This is a genomic window from Pseudomonas sp. dw_612, assembly GCF_018449725.1.
In the GTDB taxonomy this organism is placed as follows: domain Bacteria; phylum Pseudomonadota; class Gammaproteobacteria; order Pseudomonadales; family Pseudomonadaceae; genus Aquipseudomonas.
In genome coordinates this window covers 307,161-331,669 of the sequence record NZ_JAAVVC010000002.1, presented here as the reverse complement: position 1 = coordinate 331,669, position 24,509 = coordinate 307,161, and the positions used below count along the sequence as shown (strand labels likewise).

Sequence of the window (24,509 nt, the reverse complement as noted above, 5' to 3'; positions counted from 1 at the left end):
CCGAAAGGGGGGCTGCACGACGTTAACGAACGTGGCTAATCGTGGCTGTAGGACGAGTCTCCGATGTTCCTAGGAGTGTTCTCTGTTACTCAGGATTGCAGCGCGACACCCTTGCGACTCGCCGCCGCCGTCACCGCATAACCGATCAACGCCGCCAGTATCGAACCAGTCAGAATCCCCATCCGGTCCATCCCGGCGTATTCACTGGCGCCCGGCACGAAGGCCAGGGAACCGACAAACAGGCTCATGGTGAAACCAATCCCGCAGAGGATCGCAACGCCCAACACCTGGCCCCAATTGGCGCCTTGGGGCAGGGCAGCGATGCCGATTTTCACCGCCAGCCAGGTCAGGCCGAACACGCCCACGGTTTTGCCCAGCAACAGGCCGACGGCAATGCCCATCGGCACGTGGTGGGTAAAGCTTTCCACGGTCACGCCGCTCAGGGACAGACCGGCGTTGGCGAAGGCAAACAGCGGCAGAATGCCGTAGGCCACCCACGGATGCAGGGCGTGCTCCAGGGTCAACAGCGGCGACGGTTCGGCATTCTTGGTGCGCAACGGGATGCAGAAAGCCAGGGTCACGCCGGCCAGTGTCGCGTGGACACCGCTCTTGAGCACACACACCCACAGGATCAGGCCGATGATCATGTACGGCCCGAGCTTGACCACACCGAGCCGGTTCATCGCAATCAATGCGACGATGCAGGCTCCGGCCAGCGCCAGGGACAGCGTCGACAACGTGCCGGAATAGAAAATCGCGATAACGATGATGGCACCCAGGTCATCAATGATCGCCAAGGTCATCAGGAACAGTTTCAGCGACACCGGTACGCGCTTGCCCAGCAGCGCCAGTACGCCTAGGGCGAAGGCAATGTCGGTGGCCATCGGTATGGCCCAGCCACCCAGCGCCGTCGGGTCATCACGGTTCAGGAACCAGTAGACCAGCGCCGGCACGACCATGCCGCCAATCGCCGCCGCGCCGGGCAGGACGATTTGCGAAGGCTTGGACAACTGGCCGTCAAGGACTTCGCGCTTCACTTCCAGCCCGATCAGCAGGAAAAACATGGCCATCAGGCCGTCGTTGATCCACAGCAGCAAGGGCTTGGCGATTTTCAGCGCGCCGATCTGAGCCACCACGGGGGTGTCCAGCAAGCCGTTATACAGCCACGACAGCGAAGAGTTGTTGATGATTAAAGCCAGGGCTGCCGCGGCGATCAGTAACAGACCGCTGGCAGCTTCCAACTGAAAGAAACGCGTGAACGTGCTACGCAGAGGCAAGGTCGCTCTCCATCGATGAATTCAAAAGGTGGCACACCCTAACCCGTACCGTTAGTTGTTAAAACAAAAGTTATATTCTTTTTTGTTATATGCCGTTACAACGTGATCGGCCGTAAGGCCCAATGAGGACTGAGCCTAGCAGTTGCCGGACGTATTGGACCTCAGCTGTATCTGTGCGTGATGTAGGTTTTTTCCTAAGCTTAGTGGCTGAGCCTTGCAACAAGGCCGACTATTCAACGAGATCACCACCATGAGCGACAACCGACAGTGGGCCCGCGAAGCCATCCGGATCATCGAAGCCGACTTCCAGCGTAGCGCCGACACCCACCTGATTCCTTTGCCGCTGCCGGGTTTGCCGGGCATCGAGTTGTATTTCAAGGATGAGTCCAGCCATCCCACCGGCAGCCTGAAACATCGGTTGGCGCGCTCGCTGTTCCTCTACGCGCTGTGTAATGGCTGGCTCAAGCCCGGCGCGCCGGTGATCGAGGCGTCCAGCGGTTCGACGGCGATTTCCGAGGCGTATTTCGCCCGTTTGCTGGGGTTGTCGTTCATTGCAGTGATGCCGGCGACCACCTCCAAGGAGAAGATCGCACAGATCGCGTTTTACGGTGGCAAGAGCCATTTGGTGGACGATCCGACCCAGATCTACGCCGAGTCCGAGCGTCTGGCCCGCGAACACGATGGCCATTTCATCGATCAATTCACCTACGCTGAACGCGCCACCGACTGGCGCGCGAACAACAACATCGCCGAGTCGATCTTCCAGCAGATGCGTTTCGAGCAACACCCGGAACCGAGTTGGTTGATTTCCAGCCCCGGCACCGGCGGCACCACCGCGACCCTCGGCCGCTACGTGCGTTATCGCCAGCATTGCACCCGCGTGCTGTGCGCCGATGCCGAGCGTTCGGTGTTCTTCGATTATTACCAGACTGGCGATGCCACGTTGCGCCTGGACTGCGGCTCGCGGATTGAAGGCATTGGCCGGCCACGGGTGGAAGCGTCGTTCCTGCCCAAGGTGATCGACGCGATGGTCAAAGTGCCGGACGCCTTGTCGCTGGCGGCCATGCATTACCTGGCGCAGCGTTTGGGCCGGCGCGTGGGCGGGTCGAGCGGCACCAACCTGATCGGCGCCTTGATCGCGGCCCAGCAAATGGTGGCGGCGGGGGAGTCGGGGTCGATCGTGGCGATCCTGTGCGACGGCGGCGAACGTTACGCCACCACCTATTACGACCAGGATTGGCTCAAGGGCCAGGGGTATGAATTGAGTGGGTTGATCGATGCTGTGGCGGCAAGTGTCGAGCGCGGCGAACCGCTTCCAGCCAGCATCCTGCGCGCCAATATCTGACCACACCGCAGATCAAATGTGGGAGCGGGCTTGCTCGCGAAAGCGGTAGATCAGTCAACATTTCTGTTGAATGTTAATCCGCATTCGCGAGCAAGCCCGCTCCCACAAGGGATCTTCGCAGTGGCACAAATGGCGTTCACACCATGAAGCCAATGTGGGAGCGGGCTTGCTCGCGAAAGCGATAGACCAGCCAACATCTCTGTTGAATGTTCCGCCGTCATCGCGAGCAAGCTCGCTCCCACAGGGTTTTGCAGTGTTCAGGTGTTGCTGATCAAGCCTCTAGACCGAGGATGTCGCGGGCAATGGCTTCTGCAATCCGAATCCCGTCAACACCTGCCGACAAGATTCCACCCGCATAACCCGCGCCTTCGCCGGCCGGGAACAAGCCTTTCACGTTCAGGCTCTGCATCGATTCGTTTCGGGTAATTCGCAACGGCGACGAGGTGCGCGTCTCGATCCCGGTCAACACCGCGTCGTGCAGTGAGTAACCGCGAATCTGCTTCTCGAACGCCGGCAAGGCTTCGCGGATCGCTTCGATGGCGAATGCCGGCAGGGCCAGGGCCAAATCACCCAGGGCCACGCCCGGTTTGTAGGACGGTTCGACGCTGCCCAGTTCGGTGGACGGCTTGCCGGCGATAAAGTCGCCGACCAGTTGTGCTGGCGCTTCGTAGTTGCTGCCGCCGAGCACAAAGGCGTGGGATTCCAGGCGTTCCTGCAACTCGATACCGGCCAGCGGGCCGCCCGGATAGTCGACTTCCGGAGTAATGCCGACAACGATTCCGGAGTTGGCGTTGCGTTCGTTACGCGAGTACTGGCTCATGCCGTTGGTGACCACGCGGCCCGGCTCTGAAGTCGCGGCGACCACGGTGCCGCCCGGGCACATGCAGAAGCTGTAGACCGAACGACCGTTTTTGGCGTGGTGCACCAGTTTATAGTCGGCCGCCCCGAGTTTCGGGTGGCCGGCGTATTTGCCCAGGCGTGCGCGGTCGATCAGCGACTGCGGGTGTTCGATGCGGAAACCCACCGAGAACGGCTTGGCTTCCATGAACACGCCACGGCCGTGGAGCATGCGGAAGGTGTCCCGGGCGCTGTGGCCGAGGGCCAGGATCACGTGTTTCGAATGAATCTGCTCGCCGCCATTAAGCTCGACGCCGACCAGTTGGCCGTCCTCGATCAACACGTCGGTAACCCGCTGCTGGAAGCGTACTTCGCCGCCCAGCGCACGAATCTGCTCACGCATGTTTTCCACCACGCCGGTCAGACGGAACGTACCGATGTGCGGTTTGCTGACGTAGAGGATTTCTTCCGGCGCGCCGGCTTTCACGAACTCATGCAGGACTTTGCGCCCGATGAATTTCGGATCCTTGATCTGGCTGTAGAGCTTGCCGTCGGAGAATGTTCCCGCGCCGCCTTCACCGAACTGCACGTTGGATTCGGGGTTGAGCACGCTTTTGCGCCACAGGCCCCACGTGTCTTTGGTGCGCTGGCGCACTTCGGTGCCGCGTTCGAGGATGATCGGCTTGAAGCCCATTTGCGCCAGCAGCAGCCCGGCGAAAATCCCGCACGGGCCGAAACCGACGACGATCGGACGTTGTTGCAGATCGGCCGGCGCCTGGCCGACCACTTTGTAGCTGACATCCGGCGCCACGTTGACGTTACGGTCATCGGCGAACTTGTGCAGCAGTGCCGCCTCATCCTTGGCGGTGAGGTCGATGGTGTAGATGAAGCACAGTTCGGAGGATTTCTTGCGCGCATCGTAGCTGCGCTTGAACAAGGTGAAATCGAGCAGGTCATCGCTGGCGATGCCCAGGCGCTGCACGATGGCAGGGCGCAGGTCTTCTTCGGGATGGTCGATCGGCAACTTGAGTTCGGTGATTCGTAACATGACGGGATCCGGTTCGCGGGGCGCACAACTGCGCCAAGGCGTTTGAAGGCGGCGATTATAAGCCCCAAACGCCGGTCCCGTGAGGCAAAAACGATCAGTCGTTACGCGAGCCGCCGAAATACCCGCAGCCGCGCTGCACCTGGCCATCGATCCGCAGTTCGGCGCTCATGTGCTGGATGCTGCCGGTGCTGTTGTCGACGCAACGATTGGGCGCGACCCACAGTTCGATGTGCTTGCCGTTGGCTTCACTGCTGAGATTGAAACGGCCATCGCCCAGTTGTTCTTCAACGTATGGCACGGCCAGCGGTGGTTCGCCGGCACGGTCGATGGCCATGCCTTTGCCGCTGACCTTGACGTTCCACTCCGGCCCATGGCCGGCGGCGCGCAGGATCAGCAGTTTGAAATTGGGATCGTCGCACGCCGTGCCCGAGCGCTCGACACGGTACAACTGCTCCAGATCGAGGCTGCTCCCGTTGATCCGGCCACGCACGTCGGCGAACAACTTGCCCTGATCATCGGCCAGGCTTGCGGCCTCTTGCAGCACGCTGGTGCCGCCGGTGTCGTTGACCACCAGGCTGCGCGATTCATTGCACGGCTGGAACATCAGTTTGCCGTCCGCCGCGGTCAATTGCCCCTGCATGCGGGTCTGGCCGACATGGGAGGCGCTCTGCCGCGGGCCATCGAACAACTGGCACGCGGCGAACAACGGAAGCAGGGCAACGAGGACAAGGGAACGGGCAACACGCATCTTTGGTTCTCCAGACAAGTGCCGCCACGTTACGCAGCCTGACCGTTCATCACAACCCCGCCGATGTGTCGATCCGTGTAGGAGCGAGGCTTGCCCGCGAAGGCGTCCTCAAACACATCGCGTGTAGGAGCAAAGCTTGCTCGCGATGGCGATCTCAAGTACGCCATCGCGGGCAAGCCTTGCTCCTACGGATCGCGCCGGCTCAACCTACGTGAAAGGTCTGACCGGTTTGCAGGCCTTCGACACTTTTGGCGTAGGCCAACGCCACATCCGCCGCAGGAACCGGCTTATAACCACGGAAGTACGGCGCGTAGCTGCCCATGGCTTCCAGCAATACGGTCGGACTGATCGAATTCACCCGAAGGCCGCGAGGCAATTCGATAGCGGCGGCACGCACGAAACTGTCCAGCGCACCGTTGACCAACGCTGCCGAAGCGCCGCTGCGAATCGGGTCGTGGCTGAGCACGCCGGTGGTGAAGGTGAACGAGGCACCGTCATTGGCGAATTCGCGGCCGATCAGCAGCAGGTTGACCTGGCCCATCAACTTGTCTTTCAGGCCCAGGGCGAAGCTGTCGGCGGTCATTTCGTCCAGCGGGGCAAAGGTTACGTTGCCGGCGGCGCACACCAGCGCGTCGAACTTGCCGATTTTTTCGAACAGCGTGCGAATCGAGGCGCTGTCGCTGATATCCACATGCAAATCACCGCTGTTGCGGCCAATGCGAATGACTTCGTGACGCTGGGACAGCTCCTTGTCGACCGCCGAACCGATGGTGCCGCCTGCGCCTATCAAAAGAATTTTCATCGTGCTGTTCCTCGAAGTGGTTGAACGAGGCCTCAGTCTAAAGTGGATTTTCTGCTTGATAAGCGCGCTAATGGGCAACCTTTGGTTTTCAAATGGAAACAATCCATGAGCGAAATGGATGACCTGGCGGCGTTCGCAGTGTTGATCGAAGCCGGAAGTTTCACCCTGGCGGCCCAGCAATTGGGTTGCAGCAAGGGCCAGCTCTCCAAGCGCATCAGCCTGTTGGAATCGCGGTTTTCCGTGGTCCTGCTGCAACGCACCACCCGCCGTTTGAGTTTGACGGCGGCGGGCGCGGCACTGTTGCCGCAAGCCCAGGCGCTTGTAGTCCAAGTCGAGAGGGCGCGTCAGGCATTGGCGCGACTGAAGGACGACATGGCCGGGCCGGTGCGTATGACGGTTCCGGTTTCCCTGGGAGAAACCTTCTTCGACGGCTTGTTGCTGGAGTTCTCCAGCCAGTATCCAGAAGTGCAAATCGAGCTGGACCTGAGCAACAACTTTCGTGATTTGTCCCGGGACGGTTTTGACCTGGCGGTTCGCTCGGAAGTGGGCAATGACGAGCGCCTGGTGGCCCGGCCGCTACTGGCCTGGAACGAAATGACCTGCGCCAGCCCGGCATACCTTGAGCAATACGGCGAACCGCTGACACCGCAGTCACTGGCTGAACACCGCTGTCTGCTCAACAGCCACTACAGCGGACGCGAAGAGTGGCTGTATCACCAGCAACACGAGTTGCTGCGGGTGCGCGTGTCGGGTCCGTTCGCCAGCAACCATTACAGCCTGCTGAAAAAAGCGGCACTGGCCGGCGCCGGCATTGCGCGATTGCCGTCGTACCTGCTGCAAGCGGAATTGGCTGACGGCCGATTGCGCTGGCTCCTGCGGGACTATCAGACCCGGCGCATGCCGATGTACCTGGTGCACCCGTATCAGGGCGGGTTACCGAAACGCACCCAAGTGCTGGCGGATTATTTGATTGGCTGGTTCAAGCGCAGTGGTGAGGCGCTGGACCGACTTCAGCGATAACGTCAGGCCGGGCACAGACCCTGTGGGAGCGGGCTTGCTCGCGAAAGCGGTGTGTCAGGCAGCATTCATTTTGTCTGACATGACGCCTTCGCGAGCAAGCCCGCTCCCACAGGGGACTGGTGATATTTCTTGATGGACGTGTTTGGAATAAACAGAAAGTTGCTCATCACGATTAGTTATCCAGACCTGTTATTTCTGACAGTAGAAAATCTCCCGCGTCTTTAATAAATTCAGATTAAGTTGGTTACGATCAGGGAGCGAAAAATGGACGACATAGAAAAGCGTGTTAAAAAAATAATCTCTGAGCAATTGGGTATAGCCGAAGCTGAGATAAAGAACGAAGCCCTTTTTATTGAGGGCCTGGGAGCCGATTCCCTGGATGGCGTTGAAATAGTCATGGGCTTGGAGGAAGCGTTTGAATTGGAGATTCCGGACGAAGACGTCGAAATGATTAGAACGGTTCAAGCGGCGATAGACTATCTGACACACCGTGTCTCGCCGTAATCACTGCGGGTTTCTGGGCATAAAAAAAACGGCCCGAAGGCCGTTTTTTGTTCACCGCAAAACCTCAACCACCCAGATACGCTTCGCGCACTTTCGGATCAGTCAGCAGCGCTTCACCGGTGCCTTGCATCACCACCCGGCCGTTCTCCAACACATACGCGCGGTCAGCGATTTTCAGTGCCTGGTTGGCGTTCTGCTCCACCAGGAACACCGTCACGCCGTCCTTGCGCAGTTGTTCGATGATGTCGAAGATCTGCTGGATGATGATCGGCGCCAGGCCCAGTGAAGGCTCGTCGAGCAGCAGCAACTTGGGCTTGCTCATCAGCGCGCGGCCGATGGCGAGCATTTGTTGTTCGCCGCCGGACATGGTGCCGCCGCGTTGGGCAAAGCGCTCTTTCAGGCGTGGGAAAAGTCCGAGAACCTTGTCCATCTGTTCCTGATAGTCGCCCTTGTCGGTGAAGAAACCGCCCATGGCGAGGTTTTCTTCCACGGTCAGACGGGCAAACACCCGACGACCTTCCGGCACCACGGCAATGCTCTTACGCATGATCTGCGCCGAGGTCTGCCCCACGAGTTCTTCACCCATGTACTTGATGCTGCCGCTGTGGGCCTGCGGCGAACCGCACAGCGTCATCAGCAGGGTGGATTTGCCCGCGCCGTTGGCGCCGATCAGGGTGACGATTTCGCCCTGGCGGATTTCCACGTTGACGCTGTGCAGGGCCTGGATCTTGCCGTAAAAGGTGGAAACGTTTTCGAATTGCAGCATTTACGCTTCCCCCAGGTAGGCTTTGATCACTTCAGGATTATCCCGGATCTGTTCCGGCGTGCCGTCGGCCAGGGGTGTGCCCTGGTTGATCACGACGATATGGTCGGAAATGCTCATGACCAGTTTCATGTCGTGTTCGATCAGCAGCACGGTGACGTTGTGCTCTTCACGCAGCATGCCGATCAGCGCCTTGAGGTCCTCGGTTTCCTTCGGGTTCAGGCCGGCGGCCGGTTCGTCGAGCATGAGGATCCGCGGACGGGTCATCATGCAACGGGCGATTTCCAGGCGACGTTGCTGACCGTACGCCAAGGTTCCGGCGGTACGGTTGGCAAATTCCTTGAGGTTGACCTTGTCCAGCCAGTACTCGGCGAACTCCATCGCCTCGCGTTCGCTTTTGCGGAACGCAGGGGTCTTGAACAGACCGGCCAGGAAGTTGGTGTTCAGGTGACGGTGCTGGGCGATCAACAGGTTCTCGACCGCCGTCATGTCCTTGAACAGCCGCACGTTCTGGAAGGTTCGCACCACGCCTTTGCGGGCGATCTCGTGGCCGGGCAGGCCTTCGATCGCCTGGCCGTCGAGCAGGATGCTGCCGCCGCTCGGCTTGTAGAAACCGGTCAGGCAGTTGAACACGGTGGTCTTGCCGGCGCCGTTAGGGCCGATCAGCGCCACGACCTGTTTTTCGTGCACGGTCAGGGCCACGCCGTTGACCGCCAGCAAGCCGCCGAAGCGCATGCTCAGATTTTCGACTTTAAGGATCTCGCGGCTCATTTGCGCAGCTCCATGTGAGGACGTTGCATGGGCAGCAGACCCTGAGGACGCCAGATCATCATCAGCACCATCAAGGCGCCGAACATCAACATGCGGTATTCACTGAACTCACGCATCATTTCCGGCAGCAGGATCATCACCACGGCAGCGAGAATCACGCCGAGCTGAGAGCCCATGCCACCCAGTACGACGATGGCGAGAATGATCGCCGACTCAATAAAGGTGAAGGACTCCGGGGTCACCAGACCCTGACGGGCGGCGAAGAAACTGCCAGCAAAACCGGCGAAGCTTGCACCCAGAGTGAAAGCCGACAACTTGATCACCGTAGGGTTGAGACCCAGCGCACGGCAGGCGATTTCGTCTTCACGCAGCGCTTCCCACGCACGACCGATCGGCATGCGCAGCAGGCGGTTGATGACAAACAGTGCACCGAGGGCCAGCAACAGAGCAACCAGGTAGAGGAAAATCACCTTGTTGATCGAGTTGTATTCCAGGCCGAAGTACTCGTGGAACGTCTGCATGCCTTCTGCCGCTTTACGCTCGAAGGTCAGGCCGAAAAACGTCGGCTTCTCGATGTTGCTGATGCCGTTCGGGCCGCCGGTGATGTCGGTCAGGTTACGCAGGAACAGCCGGATGATTTCACCGAAGCCCAGGGTCACGATCGCCAGATAGTCACCGCGCAAACGCAGTACGGGGAAGCCGAGCAGGAAGCCGAACGTTGCCGACATCAGGCCGGCAATCGGCAGGCAGACCCAGAAACTCCAGCCCAGGTAGTGCGACAACAGCGCATAGCTGTAGGCACCGACGGCGTAGAAACCGACGTAACCCAAGTCGAGCAGACCGGCCAGACCGACCACGATGTTCAGGCCCAGGCCCAACATCACGTAGATCAGGATCAAGGTCGCGATGTCCACCGCGCCGCGTGAACCGAAGAATGGCCACACCAGGGCACCGATGATCAACGCAATGATGATCCAGCGCTGGGTGGTCGGCAGGGTCAGGAAGTTACTGGCCTTGGCCGGAATCAACGGCATGCTCGGCGAGGATTTCCAGGCCTTGCTGATCGGGTCGTTGAACATCACCCGCAGGAACATCAGTACCGAGCAGATCGCGATGATCGACAGGGTCATGTTGCTGGTGCCGTGCACTTCAAGATTGATGCCGACGATGGTCAGTTTCAGACCGAGTACCGGGTAGGCCACAGCCCAGACCAGCAGAGCGCTGAAGAGCGCCTGTTTGAGATTCCTAGTCATACTTTCTCAACCTCCGGACGGCCCAGAATGCCGGTCGGACGGAATAACAGCACCAGAACCAACAAGCCGAATGCCACGACGTCCTTGTACTGGTCGCCGAAGATGTCGGCACCAAAGGCTTCCGCTACCCCCAGCACCAGCCCGCCGAGCATGGCGCCGGGGATGCTGCCGATACCGCCCAGTACTGCGGCAGTGAAGGCCTTGAGGCCGACGAGGAAACCGGCGTTCGGGTTGATCACGCCGTATTGCATGCTCAGCAGCACGGCCGCGATGGCCGCCAGTGCAGCACCGATGACGAAGGTCAGGGCGATGATGTTGTTGGTATTGATCCCCAACAGGTTGGCCATCTTGATGTCTTCGGCACAGGCGCGGCAGGCGCGACCCAGGCGAGAGCGGGAGATGAACAGCGTCAGGCCGAGCATGGCGATCAGGGTCACCACGAACACGACGATCTGCATGTAGGAAATCAGCACTTCATGTGCGCCACCTGGCCCGAAGGAAAGATTACCGGGGATCAGGTTGGGGATGGATTTGTCCTTGGAGTCTTGCGCCAGCAGAACGGTGTTCTGCAGGAAAATCGACATGCCGATGGCGGAAATCAGCGGGATCAGACGGTTACTGCCACGCAAGGGGCGATAGGCAATCCGTTCGATGCTGTAGCCGTAGGCACTGCAGACGACGATGCTTGCGATAAAACCGGCGGTCATCAACAGCGGCACACTGTCGAGTCCCATCATGGCCAGGCCCGCGATGGCGATGAACGCCACGTAGGAACCGATCATGTACACCTCGCCGTGGGCGAAGTTGATCATTCCAATGATGCCGTAAACCATCGTATAGCCGATGGCGATCAGGGCATACGTACTGCCAACGGTCAGACCGTTAACCAGCTGTTGGAAGAAGTGATAGATGTCAGGCATTACTGCGCTCCTAAAAACCTGATACGCATTTCACTGGTGGAGTCATTTTCCCGCTCGAGCCCCGTGGATCTGCATCCACTTCGAATTCGAGGTTTGCCAGCGAACCGCTGATGACGGTTTTGAGATTTTCAGGTGGGGAGACTGGCGGATCACGCCAGCGCGGCCCAATACGTTCGTAAAACAAAGCCCACGGCACGCCGTGGGCTTTATTGGCAGTCAGTCAGGCAACGCCTTACTGAGGCGAAACTTCAGTTTTAGGCTTGCCGAAGTGCCACTCGTAGACCACGAATTTGAAGTCTTTCAAGTCGCCCTTGTCGTCGAAGCTCAGGTCGCCAGTCGGGGTCTTGAACGAACCTGCGTGGATGGCAGCAGCCACTTTGGCAGTGTCTTCGGACTTGGCAGCCTTGATACCGTCGGCGATGACTTCAACAGCCGAGTAGGCCGGGAACACGAACGGACCGCTCGGATCTTCTTTCTTGGCTTTGAACGCGTCAGCCAGGGCAATGTTGGCCGGGTCCTGGTCGAAGGATTTCGGCAGGGTCACCAGCAGGCCTTCGGAAGCGTCCTTGGCGATCTGCGAAATGGAGTCGTTACCCACGCCTTCCGGACCCATGAACTTGGCTTTCAGGCCTTTTTCCTGGGATTGACGCAGGATCAGGCCCAGCTCCGGGTGGTAGCCGCCGTAGTAGACGAAGTCGACGTTGGCTTGCTTGAGCTTGGAGATGATCGAGGAGAAGTCTTTGTCGCCGGCGTTGATACCTTCGAATACGGCAACTTTTACGTTTTTGCTTTCGAGGGTTTTCTTCACGGCGGTGGCGATGCCTTCACCGTATTGCTGCTTGTCGTGCAGGACGGCAACGATTTTCGGTTTGACGTGATCGGCGATGTAGTTACCGGCGGCAGGGCCCTGGGCGCTGTCCAGACCGATAGTACGGAAGATCATTTTGTAACCACGGGCGGTGATGTCCGGGCTGGTGGCAGCCGGGGTAATCATGATCACGCCTTCGTCTTCGTAGATGTCCGAAGCGGGTTGAGTGGAGCTGGAGCACAGGTGACCAACCACGAACTTGACGCCGTCGTTGACGACTTTGTTCGCTACAGCAACCGCTTGTTTCGGATCACAGGCATCGTCGTATTCAACGGCTTCGAGCTTCTTGCCGTCGACGCCGCCCTTGGCGTTGATTTGTTCGATGGCCATTTTGGCGCCACTGAACTGCATGTCGCCGTATTGGGCTACCGGGCCGGTTTTAGGGCCGGCGATACCGATCTTGATGGTGTCAGCTGCGAACGAATGGCTGGCAACCCCGGCCAGAACCATAGCGGCAAACAGTTTGGAAATCTGCTTAGTAGCCTTAGTCATAGTGCTCCACTCTTACTGTTGTAGTTTTTATAGTCCTGGCGCCGTAGCAGCAGAACCGGGTCAGATATCTTGGATATCCTCCGGAAAATGCCCCCGGCAACTGTACCGGTACAGTGTAGAGCGCCGATTGTCAGCCTGGGAAGCTGGCGCCGAGGGGCAAAACCAAAGGGTGTCGCTTTTTTGAAAGAAAAATACAGAATTGCGGCGGGTTGTTAGCTGGCTAATCGCTTGATTCATCAGCAATCCTTGGCTTTCCTGCGCTTTTCGTTCGGTGACTCAATTGCATCCGGGTTTTTCTGCCAGACCACCGACGTTATCATTCACGCCGATTTCTTTTCCGGACAGGACCCATGACTGAAGAACCTAGCACCCTCTATGCCAAGCTGCTTGGTGAGACCGCATCTATTACCTGGAAGGAACTGGAACCGTTCTTCGCCAAGGGTGCCCTATTGTGGGTCGACCCAAGCCTGGATTTGATCGCCGCCGCCGAAGCCGTGGCCACGGACGAAGGCGAGAAAGTGGCTGCCTGGCTGGCTGCCGATACCCTCGCCAAGCTCTCTGAAACGCGGGCGCTGGATCTTTTCGAGCGTGATCCCGAGTTGTGGGCCGTGGTGGTTTCGCCGTGGATTCTGATCCAGGAAAGGGCGACGAGCTGACGGTCGGCACTAAAATGGTGCGCACTTTAAGCGACGGAAAGTGTGTAGCCGAGTAGCGTGATGGCATGTTGCCGTAGAGAAAGGCCACAGAAGGGTCTTACGGAGGGTGACGTAAACGTAACGGGAACAGTTTTGTGGGCAGCCGAAGGGCTGCTTAATTGTTTCTGGATGTTGGGAATGTGGTGAATGTGATACCGCCTTCGCGAGCAAGCCCGCTCCCACAGGTGACCGCGTTCTTCCTGAATGAATGCGGTCGAATGTGGGAGCGGGCTTGCTCGCGAATGGGGCGACGCGGATTTAGAAAGTCTTGCCAGTATGGTTATTCAGCGAAATAACCTTGGTCTTGCCAATCCGGTGACGATAAATCTCGCGCAGGTACTTGATCGCCTTCTTCACGCAATCCCGTGACAGGCGAATGTCGTTGATCGACACGAACTTGTCCTTGTCGTTGATCAGCTCGCGGTACTTCTTCTCGTACATCGGTTTGATCGCGTACCAGTTGGTATCGAGGATCTTCGCCGGGTTTTCGAATTCGTTGAGCAGGTCGTCGATCAGGTCTTCGTCGAAGTCTTCATGGATGATGAAGTCGAGGATCGAGTTGTCCAGGGTTTCGTCGAAGCGGTACGGGTTTTTCGCGAAGCAGCGCTTGATGAAGGCCACGATCAACGTCAGGAAGTCATCCGACAGGCACGGGCTCTTGGCGATCAGCGTGGTCAGCGACAGGTTGGCCGAGGCGCCGATCACCAGTGCGTAACGCTTGAGCGTGGTGTTCGGGAACAGGCTGTTGAGGTGCGTCTTCAACCGGTTCAGGTCCATGTAGGACAGCTTGTAGTCCTTGGGCAACGACACGATCGACACCACCGACGAGCAGTTCTTGAAGAAGTGCAGGTCGTGCAACGCGGCCGCGTCATAGCCGGAATTCTTGTACTGCTCCAGCGAAGCGCGATAGCGCTTGGATTCGATCGGCAACAGGCTGATGCCTTCGATGGCCTGGGTGACCTTGTTGAAGTGCGGCAGGTCGATGGAGCGGAAGAACAGGTCATCAATGTTCAGGCGCTGCGGCTCTTTATCGAACACCTTGAACTTGTCGCTGCTCGGCGCCGGGGTTTCCGGCACCACGGACTCGGCGTAGGCAATCGCCACCGGGCCGGCCAGGCTCATAAACAGATCGTTGGCGTCCAGGCGAATGGTTTCGCCAATGTCGATGCCGGCACGACGGAAATAGTTCTGGTCGTAGTCAGTCGTGACCGCCTGCGCCGTCAGAATGTTGAAGATCTGCTGCGAGATGTATTGGTTGGCGTGCTTTTCCATCGCATTGACATCAATGTTCTGGATGTTGCCGTCATCGCTTTCTTCGGCGTAACGCATGATGTCGTTGGAGATCAGCATCATTGCGTTCCATGGGCGGATACGCCCCATGACGCTGGCTTCGCTGCTGTCTTCATTGTCGAAGTTGTAGGAGAAGTCCCATTCTTCCGACAGGTATTTGCACAGCAGGCGACCGGCGTTGATGTGCAGCGCCTCGGACATTTCGCTGCGGTGGTCGGAAATGTTCGGCAATACGCAAATGCCGCTGGTGAAGATCGGCTCGAAGACAAACGCGTGGCCGCTTTTGCTGTCGTGCTCGTCCATCGGCTTGGTGTCGAACGTCTTGTTCATGTACGAGTGCTGCTGGGCCAGGCCGAACTCCGACGCCATGCCCGAACCGGTGCCGCCGCCGGCGCTGAAAATCGAGAAATACAGGCGCGACTGGTTGGCTTTGATCCCGCAGCTGTCGATCAGGTACGAGTGAATCATCTTCCAGTCCGGGCTGGAAAAACGCTGGGTGTCCTTGTTCAGGATGATCTTGGCCAGGTACTGGCCAAGGATCGGCGCGTTACCGGCACCACCGGCGTGGACTTCCGACAAGTCCATGATTTTCATTTTGCTGTAGTCGCGCAGGAAGCCGCTTTTTTCGCCCTTGCGCGAGAAGCGGATGCGACCGGCGATGTCTTTGTCCAGGTCGCCGAGCATGACCAGCGGCTCGACCAGGAACACCGGTTTGGTGGCCTTGTTCGGCCCCAGGCGCAGGTTGTTCCGAATCCATTGCGCCGGGCTGTAGCCTTTTTCGGCGTAGCGTTTGTCCGGCGACAGGCGATCTTCGTTGTTGAATTCGTTGAGGTAGAACTTGCGCGCGTTGTACACCAGTTCGGCGACGTCCAGCGCGATGTTCGAACCGCAACGGCCCAGGCCGATCAGGCACACCGACGGGAATTCCTGCTCGTTGTGCTGTTCGTTGTCGCCTTCCAGGTGCGGTGGGCGCGGGAACACCATGTCGCGCAGGCCATCGAGGTTATCGAGGATGCGGTCGGTATTGGTTTCGGTGAAGTACAGGTACTGCTGGGTCGCCAGCGGGCGCGACGGGATCAATGGCTTCGACGATGAAGGGCTGTTGGCCGCTGGGCTCAACGTCAAATCGGATACCGCAGTGGCCGGATTATTTTTAGAAGTCATTGTGCGCCATGTACCTGGACTGGTTGGTTCGACAACACGGTGTCATCGAACTTCACGGAATGTGTTTTCGCGTCTTTTTGCGCGTGTGATTTGCCCAAGCGACTGGGTCTTGGCCGGTGCGCCGCTCAGGGGAGTCCCTTCCTGATTTATGATGAATCGGCCAATATTCGGCGATCTTTAATCAAAAGGAGGCAAAATGATGGCCGCGTTACCTTCCCTCGGATTCGCCGGGATCGGCCTGATGGGCCTGCCGATGTGCCAGCGCTTGCTGGCTGCGGGTTACCCGCTGACGGTGTGGAATCGCAATCCGCACAAATGCGCACCCTTGGTGGAAGCCGGCGCGCGGCAAGTGGCGACGCCCGCCGAGCTGTGTCAGCACGCAGACGTGGTGATGCTGTGTCTGGCGGATACGGCCGTGGTGCGCGAGGTGGTGTTTGGTCCGGCAGGCGTTGCCGAGGGTGGGAAACGTGGCCAACTGCTGGTGGATTTTTCCAGCCTGGAACCCACCGCCACGCGGGAAATGGCAGCCGCGTTGATCAGCCAGACCGGCATGAGTTGGCTGGATGCGCCGGTGTCGGGCGGGGTGGTCGGCGCCGAGGCGGGCAGTCTGGCGATCATGGTCGGTGGTGAAGCGGCGGACCTTGAGCGTGTGCGACCGGTGTTGCTGAGTCTGGGCCAACGGGTCACTCATATGGGCGCCGTCGGTGCCGGCCAGGTGACCAAGGCCTGCAATCAGATGATCGTCGCCTGCAATGCCCTGGTGATCGCCGAAGTGGTGGCGCTGGCCGAACGTTCCGGTGTCGACGCGAGCCTTATTGCCGAAGCGCTGGCCGGTGGCTTCGCCGATTCAAAGCCCTTGCAGATCCTCGCCCCGCAAATGGCCGAGAGTCGTTTCGAACCGGTGAAATGGCACGTGCGCACGCTGCTCAAGGATTTGGACACGGCGGTGAAATTCTCTCGTGAACAGGGCTCGGCCACGCCAATCAGCGGATTGGCCGCACAATTGATGCGCCTGCATGGGGGCCAGGGCTTTTTGGAAAAGGACCCGTCAACGTTAGTCCGGCTATACCGCGAGCCAGATTCAGTGGACTGACCGTGTGCGCGTGCTTGCGCTGGTTGATTTCGTTCAGCACCGGACGCAACTCTTCCAGCGGCACCGGGCGGCTGAGCAGGTAACCCTGGACGAAATCGCAGCCGTGGCGTTCGAGGAACTCGTATTGCTCGACGGTTTCGACGCCTTCGGTGACCACCTGCAAATGCAGGGTGTGCGCCATGACGATGATTGCCTGGACGATCTCCATGTCCGGGGTGGCCTTGGGGATGTCCTGGATAAAGGTACGATCGATCTTCAACGTGTTCAGCGGCAGACGCTTGAGGTAGGCCAGGGATGAGTAACCGGTGCCGAAGTCGTCGATCGACAGCGACACCCCGAGGGCGCGGATCTGCCGCAACAGCACCAGGGTGTTGGCGATGTTGCCCATCAACGCGTTTTCTGTGACCTCCAGTTCCAGGCGCTCGGGCGCGACGCCAGTGACGCGCAGGACCTCTTCGATTTCCTCGGCCAGTTCTTCTCGGGCCAGGTTCAGCGGCGAGCAGTTCACCGCGATCTTCAATGCTTCGCAGCCGTGGCGGGACAACTCGCCCAAGTCTTCACAGGCCTTGCGCAGCACCCAGTTGTCCAGGTCGGCGATCAGGCCGTTGGCTTCGGCGATGGCGATGAAGCGGTCCGGCGTGAGTAACCCGTGAATCGGGTGTTGCCAGCGAATCAGCGCCTCAAGCTTGGTGACCTGGCCGCTTTTGAGGTCGTAGATCGGTTGGTAATACAGCATCAGCCCGGCGTTTTCGCGCAGGGCATGGCGCAGTTCTTCTTCCAGTTGCAGTTCCATCGTGGCTCGGGTTCTGAGGTTCGAGCTGAAGAAATGCAGGCTGTTGCGACCGCTGCCCTTGGACTGATACAGCGCCAGGTCAGCGTTTTTCAGCAGTTCTTCGCAGGTCTTGCCGTCTTCGGGGAACAGGCTGATGCCGATGCTGGTGGTCATCACCATGCGCCGCCCGGACAGCTCGATCGGCTCTTTCATTTTGAACATGATGCGTTGCGCCATGTGCCGGGCTTCTTCACGGTCGTGCAGGCCGATGAGGATGCAGAACTCGTCGCCGCCGAAGCGTGCCACCACGTCTTCGTGGCTGCGCACCGCGCCTTTGATATGGCCGGCGAGCACCTTGAGCAGTTCGTCGCCGGCGTCGTGGCCGAGGCTGTCGTTGATGCGCTTGAAGTGGTCGATGTCGAGAAACATCACGGCCAGCATGCCGCCCTCGTTAGTCTTTTCGATCAGTTTCTCGGCAAAGATCTGGTTGAAGCCGCGACGGTTGATCAGGTTGGTCAGAGCGTCGTAGTGCGCCACCTGTTGCAGTGACAAGCGTGCTTGATCCAGTTGGCTGAGCAGGGTGTTGACCCGGCGCAGGTCGTATTCCTTGTTTTGCAGTTTCTTGTCGGCCAGTGCCGCGCTGATGCAACTGCCGATGATCAGCAGTGTCATGACCGCCACGGTCAGCCCCAGTTGCAGGTGATTGTTTTCACCGGGCAGCATCGGCAGGCTGCCGATGGGCACCACCAGGGTAAGCGCCGCCATGCCGGTGAAATGCATGCTGACGATGCCCGCCCCGAGCACCAGGCTGGCGGTGTATTTGAGCAGTTGATGGAACATCCCGTTGCCGTCACGCAGATGACTGGAAATCAGCAGGGCGGCGAGGCTGGCGCCAATGGCGATGACGATGGAGAGGGCGAACAGAACGGGGTTGTAATACGCCGTCGCAATCGAATGCATGGCGGCCATGCCCACGTAATGCATGGTCGCGATGCCCAGCCCGATCCAGACCGCCGCGCGCAGGTATTGCCAGAACGTCACATGAGGATGACTGAGGGTGTGCATCGCCAGCCATGAGGCGATCAGGGCGAAGATCAGCGACAGCAGGGTGACGGGCAATTGGTAGCGGATTTCGACCGGCGCCTGGAACGCCAGCATGCTGATGAAATGCATGGCCCAGATGCCACCCGCCAGGCACCCGGCACCGACCCAGCCCCAGAGTCGTTGGGAACTGCGGTTTTCCACATGGCCGACCCGTTCGGTCATGTCCAGCGTGGCGAAACCGGCCGCGCAGGCCACCACGTAGGCCAACAGCACCAAAAAAGGGTTGTGGGTGCAGTTGAGTATGACCTGTCCACCTTCCGGCAGCTCGGTAAGGAACTGCAAACCAAGCCACTCCATAGCATGCCCCGTCTCTGCGCCATGAGCCCTGGCGAATGCTTTGGAGTATAGAGGTCATGTACAGAGCGCAAGGCGTGATGGCACGGTGACGCCAATGATTTCGATATGAGCCTGATAGCGATTGGCGCTAAACCTCTGGGGCTGTGCTTATACGGCTATTTCGAACTCCGGTTGCAGGGCTGGCAGCCCGAATGCCGCCCGCGCCGCGTCGCAATCCACGTTCGCCTCGCCATTGGCCCAGGACGCGTCGAACTCGCGACAGGTGCTGGAGCGCTGATCATAAATCGAGCACTGCACCTGGCTGCCGACCTCGCCCACCAACCCGATGCAGCGGGTGGGTTTGCAGTCAGTGCCGAGCATGGCGACCCGGCTGGGGCTGATCGGCGCGACCAGATCGTCGGGCACCGTTCCTCCCGCCGAGGTGCATTCACCCCAGAAAAAAGACACGCGAAAATGAGAACAGCAGGCACCGCAATTCAGACACGGACTGGCTTCGGACATGGGCGATAGTCAAAGAGGGATGGGGGCAACGGTGGGGCAGAACAGGTCGCTATTCTAGGCTTCGCCTTGGGCTTGGGAAGGGGGGCGCGCAGGTATTTTTCAACGCTTGGTCGGACGATGGAAACACCACAATTCCCCTTGTGGGAGCGGGCTTGCTCGCGAAAGCGGTGTGTCATTCAGCATTGATGTTGCCTGACACGACGCCTTCGCGAGCAAGCCCGCTCCCACAGGGTTTTGTGGTGTTTTGAGGGGGCGGTTGCCATGGGCAGGTATCAGCATTACGAATAATTACAGACAGCTCTGGCGCGCCTGACTAGATTGCAGACTCCGGGGGCAGAGACGCCTTCATAACAATAAAAGAGACGGACCCCATGCAGAACTCGACCCAAGCGGCGAATGCCTGGCGCATTCTGTTCCTGCTGTTCCTGGCCAACCTGTTCAACTTCTTCGATCGCACCATCCCGGCCATCATCATCGAACCGATCCGCATGGAATGGCACCTCAGCGACTTTCAGCTGGGGATCATCGGTACGGCCTTCACCATCGTTTATGCGATTGCCGGCCTGCCGCTGGGGCGGATGGCCGATACCGGTTCCCGGGCCAAATTGATGGGTTGGGGCCTGGCGGTCTGGAGCGGGCTCACCGCGGTAAACGGGCTGGTGGGCAGTTTCTGGAGTTTCCTGATTGTGCGGATGGGCATCGGTATCGGTGAAGCCAGCTACGCACCTGCCGCCAACTCGCTGATCGGCGACCTGTTCCCGGCTCACCGCCGCGCGCGGGCGATGGGCATTTTCATGCTGGGCTTGCCGTTGGGCTTGTTGCTGGCGTTCTTCACCATCGGCGCGATGGTCAAGGCGTTCGATAGCTGGCGCGCGCCGTTTTTCATCGCCGCGGTGCCGGGGCTGATCCTGGCCATCTTCATGTTCTTCATCAAAGAACCGAAACGCGGCGCGGCGGAAAGCGTGCAAGTCTCCCAGGAGCGCGTGGACCGGCCGATCCGTCGAGTGCTGGCGGTGCCGACGTTCCTGTGGCTGGTGCTGGCGGGGCTGTGTTTCAACTTTGCGACCTATGCCTGCAACTCCTTCCTGGTGCCGATGCTGCAGCGCTATTTCCTGATGCCGTTGCATGAAGCGGCGGTGGCGACCGGTGTGATTGTCGGCGTGACCGGGCTGTTCGGCCTGACGCTGGGCGGCTGGGTGGCGGACAAGATCCACCAACGTGTGGCCAATGGGCGCCTGTTGTTTGCTGCGTTCAGTTTGATCATCTCGACCGTGTGCACGGCGTGGGCGCTGCACGCCGGGCGCATCGACATCGGGATGTTTGTCGCGGTGTTCAGCCTGGGTTGGCTGTTCGCGTACAACTTCTATACCTGCGTGTACACGGCGATTCAGGACGTGGTCGAACCGCGCCTGCGGGCCACGGCCATGGCGCTGTTCTTTGCCGGGTTGTATTTGCTGGGTGGTGGTTTGGGGCCGGTGGTGGTGGGCGGTTTGTCCGATCACTTCGCCCACACCGCGATGCTGGCGGCGGGCGCCGCTGAGATGACCGAGGCGTTCAAGGCTGTCGGGCTGCATGACGCGATGTATTTGATCCCGGTGGCGCTGTTTCTCACCATGGTGTTTCTGTTTATGGCATCGCGGTGTTTTGTGCGGGATGCGAAGCGGATGAAGGCGGGGCTGGTGGCGGTGGTTGAGCCGCAGATCGACGTGGTGCCGGCATAAGATCAAAAGATCGCAGCCTTCGGCAGCTCCTACTGGGGAGCGCATTCCAATGTAGGAGCTGCCGAAGGCTGAGATCTTGGCGTCATCCATGTCACCGCAAACCTACAGAAACAAAAAAGAGGCCCGCATCGCTGCGGGCCTCTTTGTTTTACCGGTGGAGCAGGGGACTTAACCCGCCACCAACACCCGAATCGCTTCCAGTCGCAGCGCAGCCTTGTCGAGCATGGCCAAACCTTGCTCGCGTTGATTGCGCAGGGCCACCAGTTCGCTGTCGCGCACGGTCGGGTTGACCGCTTGCAACGCGGTCAGGCGCGCCAGTTCTTCGTCGGTGTCGGCGGCCAGGCGACGTTGCGCCTCGGCCACACGCTCGGCGTGACGCGGGGCGATCTTCTCTTCGCCAGCGTTGATCCGTGGCGTCAGCTGATCGCGCTGGGCCTGGATGAACTTGTTGGCGCTGGCGCGGGGCACGCTTTCCAGTTGATCGTTCAGGGTTTCGAACGACACCCGGCCCGACAAGTCATTGCCATTGGCATCCAGCAGGCAACGCAGGGCGGCCGGCGGCAGGTAACGGCCCAGTTGCAGCGAACGCGGGGCGACCACTTCGCTGACGTAGAGCAGTTCCAGCAGCACGGTGCCCGGTTTCAGTGCCTTGTTCTTGATCAGCGCCACGGCGGTGTTGCCCATCGAACCGGACAGCACCAGGTCCATGCCGCCCTGCACCATCGGGTGCTCCCAGGTGATGAACTGCATGTCTTCGCGAGACAGCGCCTGATTACGGTCGTAAGTGATGGTCACGCCTTCGTCGTCGCCCAGCGGGAAGCTGGCGTCGAGCATTTTTTCGCTCGGCTTGAGGATCAGCGCGTTTTCCGAATGGTCTTCGCTGTCGATACCGAACGCATCGAACAGGGTTTCCATGTAGATCGGCAGGGCGAACTGATCGTCTTGCTCAAGAATGTCCTCGACCAGCGCATCACCTTCGCCCGAACCGCCGGAGTTGAGTTCCAGCAAACGGTCGCGGCCGGTGTGCAGCTCGGCTTCCAGACGTTCACGCTCGCTGCGGGCTTCGTCGATCAGCGCTTGCCACTCGCCGTCGTCGGCATTTTCCAGCAGCGGCAGCAGGCGCGGGCCAAACTGATGCTGCAAGGCGTTGCCGGTCGGGCAGGTGTTGAGGAAGGCGTTCAGCGCTTCGTGGTACCACTGGAACAGACGCTCTTGCGGGCTGGTTTCCAGGTACGGCACGTGCAGTTCGATGATGTGCTTCTGGCCGATCCGGTCCAGACGCCCGATGCGCTGTTCCAGCAAATCCGGGTGCGCCGGCAGATCGAACAGCACCAGGTGATGCGAGAACTGGAAGTTGCGACCTTCACTGCCGATTTCCGAGCAGATCAGCACTTGCGCGCCAAATTCTTCGTCGGCGAAGTAGGCGGCGGCGCGGTCACGTTCGAGGATGTTCATGCCCTCGTGGAACACCGTGGCCGGGATGCCGGAACGCACGCGCAGGGCGTCTTCCAGGTCCATCGCGGTTTCGGCGTGGGCGCAGATCACCAGCACTTTGGTGCGCTTGAGCATCTTAAGTTGATCGATCAGCCACTCGACACGCGGGTCGAATTTCCACCAGCGTTCTTCTTCGTTCGCATCCGGCTGAGCCTGGAAGCTGACTTCCGGGTACAGCTCGGCGTGATCGCCCAGCGGCAGTTCGAGGTATTCGTCCGGGCACGGCAGCGGGTACGGGTGCAGTTTGCGCTCCGGGAAACCCTGCACGGCGGCGCGGGTGTTGCGGAACAGCACGCGGCCGGTGCCGTGACGGTCGAGCAGCTCGCGCACCAGACGGGCGCTGGCTTCGACGTCGCCATCGTTGACGGCGGTCAGCAGGGCTTCGCCTTCGTTGCCGAGGAAACCGTGGATGGTCTTGTGTGCTTCCGGCGACAGACGACCTTTATCCAGCAACTCCTGAACGGCCTCGGCCACCGGGCGATAGTTTTCGCTCTCGGCGCGGAAGGCGTGCAGGTCATGAAAACGATTCGGGTCGAGCAGGCGCAGACGCGCGAAGTGGCTGTCCTGGCCCAGTTGTTCCGGGGTCGCGGTCAGCAGCAACACGCCGGGAATGACTTCGGCCAGTTGTTCGACCAGCGAGTATTCCGCGCTGGCCTTTTCTTCGTGCCAGACCAAGTGGTGGGCTTCGTCGACCACCATCAAGTCCCAACCGGCGGCGAACAGCGCGTCCTGGGCCTTCTCGTCGTCCACCAGCCACTCCAGCGCCACGAGGGCGAGTTGGGTGTCTTCGAACGGGTTGGCGGCATCGCTTTCGATAAAGCGTTCTTCGTCGAACAGCGCGACTTGCAGGTTGAAGCGGCGGCGCATCTCCACCAGCCACTGGTGCTGCAGGTTCTCTGGAACCAGGATCAGTACGCGGTTGGCGCGGCCCGACAGCAGTTGGCGATGGATCACCAGACCGGCTTCGATGGTTTTACCCAGTCCCACTTCGTCCGCCAGCAAAACCCGCGGCGCGATACGGTCAGCGACTTCACGGGCAATGTGCAACTGGTGCGCAATCGGCTGCGCACGTACGCCGCCCAGGCCCCAAAGGGAAGATTGCAGCTGGCGGCTGGTGTGTTCCAGGGTGTGATAACGCAGGGAGAACCAGGCCAGCGGGTCGATCTGTCCGGCGAACAGACGGTCGCTGGCCAGACGGAACTGAATGAAGTTCGAGAGTTGGGTTTCCGGCAGGGTCACCACTTCGTTCTGCGCGTTGAGGCCGTGGTAGACCAGCAGGCCATCGACATCGTCGACTTCCTGTACGGTCAGTTTCCAGCCTTCGAAGTGAGTGATCGAGTCGCCCGGGGAAAACCGCACACGTGTGAGGGGCGCATTCCGTAGCGCGTACTGACGAGTGTCGCCAGTGGCCGGATAGAGCACGGTCAACAAGCGGCCGTCCTGTGCCAGAACGGTGCCCAAACCCAGCTCGGCTTCGCTGTCACTAATCCAGCGTTGCCCCGGTTGATACTGCTGCGCCATGCTGCCTGACTCCCACCTTGAAAAAGCGGGCTATCTTAACGGAATGAGCCTTCAGGGCCAAAGGATAACTCGCGTCGGCGCGGGTGAAGGCCGCGATTTTTCGATGTTCGGGAACGCTTGCGTTGTGTGTTGTCGGATAAAACATCGTCGCGCGTGCGTGCGCCGGTTCACAACTTTGCGACCGATGGCTCAAGTCGCCACCTGTGCAG

19 protein-coding genes are annotated in these 24,509 nt (G+C 59.7%); 6 read left to right on the top strand and 13 right to left on the bottom strand.

Annotated elements, in window-relative coordinates; genetic code table 11:
- Nucleotides 1–89: 89 nt before the first annotated feature.
- Complete coding sequence (gene nhaA, locus HB680_RS04675) at nt 90–1,277, bottom strand: Na+/H+ antiporter NhaA (RefSeq protein ID WP_213937444.1); 1,188 nt, start codon at nt 1,275–1,277, stop codon at nt 90–92.
- Nucleotides 1,278–1,527: 250 nt separating this feature from the next.
- Between nhaA and HB680_RS04670 the strand changes: the two genes are divergently transcribed.
- Entirely contained in the window at nt 1,528–2,622 is a 1,095-nt protein-coding gene (locus HB680_RS04670) for a PLP-dependent cysteine synthase family protein (protein ID WP_213937443.1), read from the top strand.
- Between the two features lie 271 nt (nt 2,623–2,893).
- Here HB680_RS04670 and HB680_RS04665 read toward each other — a convergent pair whose 3' ends face one another.
- The 3 genes from HB680_RS04665 to HB680_RS04655 all read right to left on the bottom strand — a co-directional run bounded on the left by HB680_RS04665 (nt 2,894) and on the right by HB680_RS04655 (nt 6,057).
- Entirely contained in the window at nt 2,894–4,507 is a 1,614-nt protein-coding gene (locus HB680_RS04665) for an NAD(P)/FAD-dependent oxidoreductase (RefSeq protein WP_213937442.1), read from the bottom strand.
- A gap of 94 nt (nt 4,508–4,601) precedes the next feature.
- On the bottom strand, nt 4,602–5,255 hold the full coding sequence (locus HB680_RS04660; RefSeq protein ID WP_213937441.1) for a hypothetical protein: 654 nt from the start codon (nt 5,253–5,255) through the stop codon (nt 4,602–4,604).
- 202 nt (nt 5,256–5,457) lie between these two features.
- The gene (locus tag HB680_RS04655) at nt 5,458–6,057 is read right to left on the bottom strand and encodes a short chain dehydrogenase (RefSeq protein WP_213937440.1); all 600 of its coding nucleotides are present in this window, start codon (nt 6,055–6,057) and stop codon (nt 5,458–5,460) included.
- Nucleotides 6,058–6,162: 105 nt separating this feature from the next.
- On the opposite strand from HB680_RS04655, the gene HB680_RS04650 reads away from it, so the two are divergent.
- Both HB680_RS04650 and acpP read left to right on the top strand, forming a co-directional pair.
- Nucleotides 6,163–7,077 (top strand): LysR family transcriptional regulator, encoded by a 915-nt coding sequence (locus tag HB680_RS04650; RefSeq protein WP_213937439.1) that lies wholly within the window; start codon nt 6,163–6,165, stop codon nt 7,075–7,077.
- Nucleotides 7,078–7,341: 264 nt separating this feature from the next.
- Nucleotides 7,342–7,581, top strand: a complete 240-nt coding sequence (gene acpP / locus HB680_RS04645; RefSeq protein ID WP_213937438.1) for an acyl carrier protein — start codon at nt 7,342–7,344, stop codon at nt 7,579–7,581.
- Between the two features lie 64 nt (nt 7,582–7,645).
- On the opposite strand, the gene HB680_RS04640 is transcribed toward acpP, so the two are convergent.
- From HB680_RS04640 to HB680_RS04620, 5 genes are all read right to left on the bottom strand, one after another.
- Nucleotides 7,646–8,347: an ABC transporter ATP-binding protein gene (locus HB680_RS04640; RefSeq protein ID WP_059407957.1), complete on the bottom strand. Its 702-nt coding sequence runs from the start codon at nt 8,345–8,347 to the stop codon at nt 7,646–7,648.
- Nucleotides 8,348–9,115, bottom strand: a complete 768-nt coding sequence (gene livG, locus HB680_RS04635) for a high-affinity branched-chain amino acid ABC transporter ATP-binding protein LivG (RefSeq protein WP_213937437.1) — start codon at nt 9,113–9,115, stop codon at nt 8,348–8,350.
- A complete protein-coding gene (locus HB680_RS04630) occupies nt 9,112–10,368 on the bottom strand; it encodes a high-affinity branched-chain amino acid ABC transporter permease LivM (RefSeq protein ID WP_213937436.1) in 1,257 nt (418 codons plus the stop codon). The genes livG and HB680_RS04630 overlap by 4 nt, the downstream gene beginning before the upstream one ends.
- Entirely contained in the window at nt 10,365–11,288 is a 924-nt protein-coding gene (gene livH, locus HB680_RS04625; RefSeq protein ID WP_054046925.1) for a high-affinity branched-chain amino acid ABC transporter permease LivH, read from the bottom strand. Before livH ends, HB680_RS04630 begins: the two co-directional genes overlap by 4 nt.
- 232 nt (nt 11,289–11,520) lie before the next feature.
- Nucleotides 11,521–12,648, bottom strand: coding sequence for a branched-chain amino acid ABC transporter substrate-binding protein (locus HB680_RS04620; protein ID WP_213937435.1), 1,128 nt, complete (start codon nt 12,646–12,648; stop codon nt 11,521–11,523).
- Nucleotides 12,649–12,998: 350 nt separating this feature from the next.
- Between HB680_RS04620 and HB680_RS04615 the strand changes: the two genes are divergently transcribed.
- Complete coding sequence (locus HB680_RS04615) at nt 12,999–13,304, top strand: DUF2288 domain-containing protein (RefSeq protein ID WP_213937434.1); 306 nt, start codon at nt 12,999–13,001, stop codon at nt 13,302–13,304.
- A 297-nt stretch (nt 13,305–13,601) separates the two neighbouring features.
- On the opposite strand, the gene HB680_RS04610 is transcribed toward HB680_RS04615, so the two are convergent.
- Nucleotides 13,602–15,797 (bottom strand): hypothetical protein, encoded by a 2,196-nt coding sequence (locus HB680_RS04610; RefSeq protein WP_213937433.1) that lies wholly within the window; start codon nt 15,795–15,797, stop codon nt 13,602–13,604.
- A gap of 196 nt (nt 15,798–15,993) precedes the next feature.
- On the opposite strand from HB680_RS04610, the gene HB680_RS04605 reads away from it, so the two are divergent.
- Entirely contained in the window at nt 15,994–16,890 is an 897-nt protein-coding gene (locus HB680_RS04605) for an NAD(P)-dependent oxidoreductase (RefSeq protein ID WP_213937432.1), read from the top strand.
- Here the strand turns inward: HB680_RS04605 and HB680_RS04600 are convergent.
- The gene (locus tag HB680_RS04600; protein WP_213937431.1) at nt 16,781–19,063 is read right to left on the bottom strand and encodes a bifunctional diguanylate cyclase/phosphodiesterase; all 2,283 of its coding nucleotides are present in this window, start codon (nt 19,061–19,063) and stop codon (nt 16,781–16,783) included. The genes HB680_RS04605 and HB680_RS04600 overlap by 110 nt on opposite strands.
- Before the next feature lie 147 nt (nt 19,064–19,210).
- Nucleotides 19,211–19,564 carry a YkgJ family cysteine cluster protein gene (locus HB680_RS04595; protein WP_213937430.1) on the bottom strand — a complete coding sequence of 118 codons (354 nt, stop codon included), beginning with the start codon at nt 19,562–19,564 and terminating at the stop codon, nt 19,211–19,213.
- 371 nt (nt 19,565–19,935) lie between these two features.
- Between HB680_RS04595 and HB680_RS04590 the strand changes: the two genes are divergently transcribed.
- Nucleotides 19,936–21,285 (top strand): MFS transporter, encoded by a 1,350-nt coding sequence (locus tag HB680_RS04590; protein ID WP_213937429.1) that lies wholly within the window; start codon nt 19,936–19,938, stop codon nt 21,283–21,285.
- 168 nt (nt 21,286–21,453) lie between these two features.
- Here HB680_RS04590 and rapA read toward each other — a convergent pair whose 3' ends face one another.
- Complete coding sequence (gene rapA / locus HB680_RS04585; protein WP_213937428.1) at nt 21,454–24,300, bottom strand: RNA polymerase-associated protein RapA; 2,847 nt, start codon at nt 24,298–24,300, stop codon at nt 21,454–21,456.
- Nucleotides 24,301–24,509 lie beyond the last annotated feature (209 nt).

What these genes read in the sequence shown, in the direction of transcription:
- HB680_RS04595 (WP_213937430.1), bottom strand. Translation starts at nt 19,564, where the DNA reads ATGTCCGAAGCCAGTCCGTGTCTGAATTGCGGTGCCTGCTGTTCTCAT.
- HB680_RS04665 (WP_213937442.1), bottom strand. Translation starts at nt 4,507, where the DNA reads ATGTTACGAATCACCGAACTCAAGTTGCCGATCGACCATCCCGAAGAA.
- HB680_RS04605 (WP_213937432.1), top strand. Translation starts at nt 15,994, where the DNA reads ATGATGGCCGCGTTACCTTCCCTCGGATTCGCCGGGATCGGCCTGATG.
- HB680_RS04660 (WP_213937441.1), bottom strand. Translation starts at nt 5,255, where the DNA reads ATGCGTGTTGCCCGTTCCCTTGTCCTCGTTGCCCTGCTTCCGTTGTTC.
- HB680_RS04650 (WP_213937439.1), top strand. Translation starts at nt 6,163, where the DNA reads ATGAGCGAAATGGATGACCTGGCGGCGTTCGCAGTGTTGATCGAAGCC.
- HB680_RS04590 (WP_213937429.1), top strand. Translation starts at nt 19,936, where the DNA reads ATGCAGAACTCGACCCAAGCGGCGAATGCCTGGCGCATTCTGTTCCTG.
- HB680_RS04670 (WP_213937443.1), top strand. Translation starts at nt 1,528, where the DNA reads ATGAGCGACAACCGACAGTGGGCCCGCGAAGCCATCCGGATCATCGAA.
- HB680_RS04600 (WP_213937431.1), bottom strand. Translation starts at nt 19,063, where the DNA reads ATGGAGTGGCTTGGTTTGCAGTTCCTTACCGAGCTGCCGGAAGGTGGA.
- HB680_RS04615 (WP_213937434.1), top strand. Translation starts at nt 12,999, where the DNA reads ATGACTGAAGAACCTAGCACCCTCTATGCCAAGCTGCTTGGTGAGACC.
- HB680_RS04630 (WP_213937436.1), bottom strand. Translation starts at nt 10,368, where the DNA reads ATGACTAGGAATCTCAAACAGGCGCTCTTCAGCGCTCTGCTGGTCTGG.
- livH (WP_054046925.1), bottom strand. Translation starts at nt 11,288, where the DNA reads ATGCCTGACATCTATCACTTCTTCCAACAGCTGGTTAACGGTCTGACC.
- rapA (WP_213937428.1), bottom strand. Translation starts at nt 24,300, where the DNA reads ATGGCGCAGCAGTATCAACCGGGGCAACGCTGGATTAGTGACAGCGAA.
- acpP (WP_213937438.1), top strand. Translation starts at nt 7,342, where the DNA reads ATGGACGACATAGAAAAGCGTGTTAAAAAAATAATCTCTGAGCAATTG.
- HB680_RS04620 (WP_213937435.1), bottom strand. Translation starts at nt 12,648, where the DNA reads ATGACTAAGGCTACTAAGCAGATTTCCAAACTGTTTGCCGCTATGGTT.
- HB680_RS04655 (WP_213937440.1), bottom strand. Translation starts at nt 6,057, where the DNA reads ATGAAAATTCTTTTGATAGGCGCAGGCGGCACCATCGGTTCGGCGGTC.
- HB680_RS04610 (WP_213937433.1), bottom strand. Translation starts at nt 15,797, where the DNA reads ATGACTTCTAAAAATAATCCGGCCACTGCGGTATCCGATTTGACGTTG.
- HB680_RS04640 (WP_059407957.1), bottom strand. Translation starts at nt 8,347, where the DNA reads ATGCTGCAATTCGAAAACGTTTCCACCTTTTACGGCAAGATCCAGGCC.
- livG (WP_213937437.1), bottom strand. Translation starts at nt 9,115, where the DNA reads ATGAGCCGCGAGATCCTTAAAGTCGAAAATCTGAGCATGCGCTTCGGC.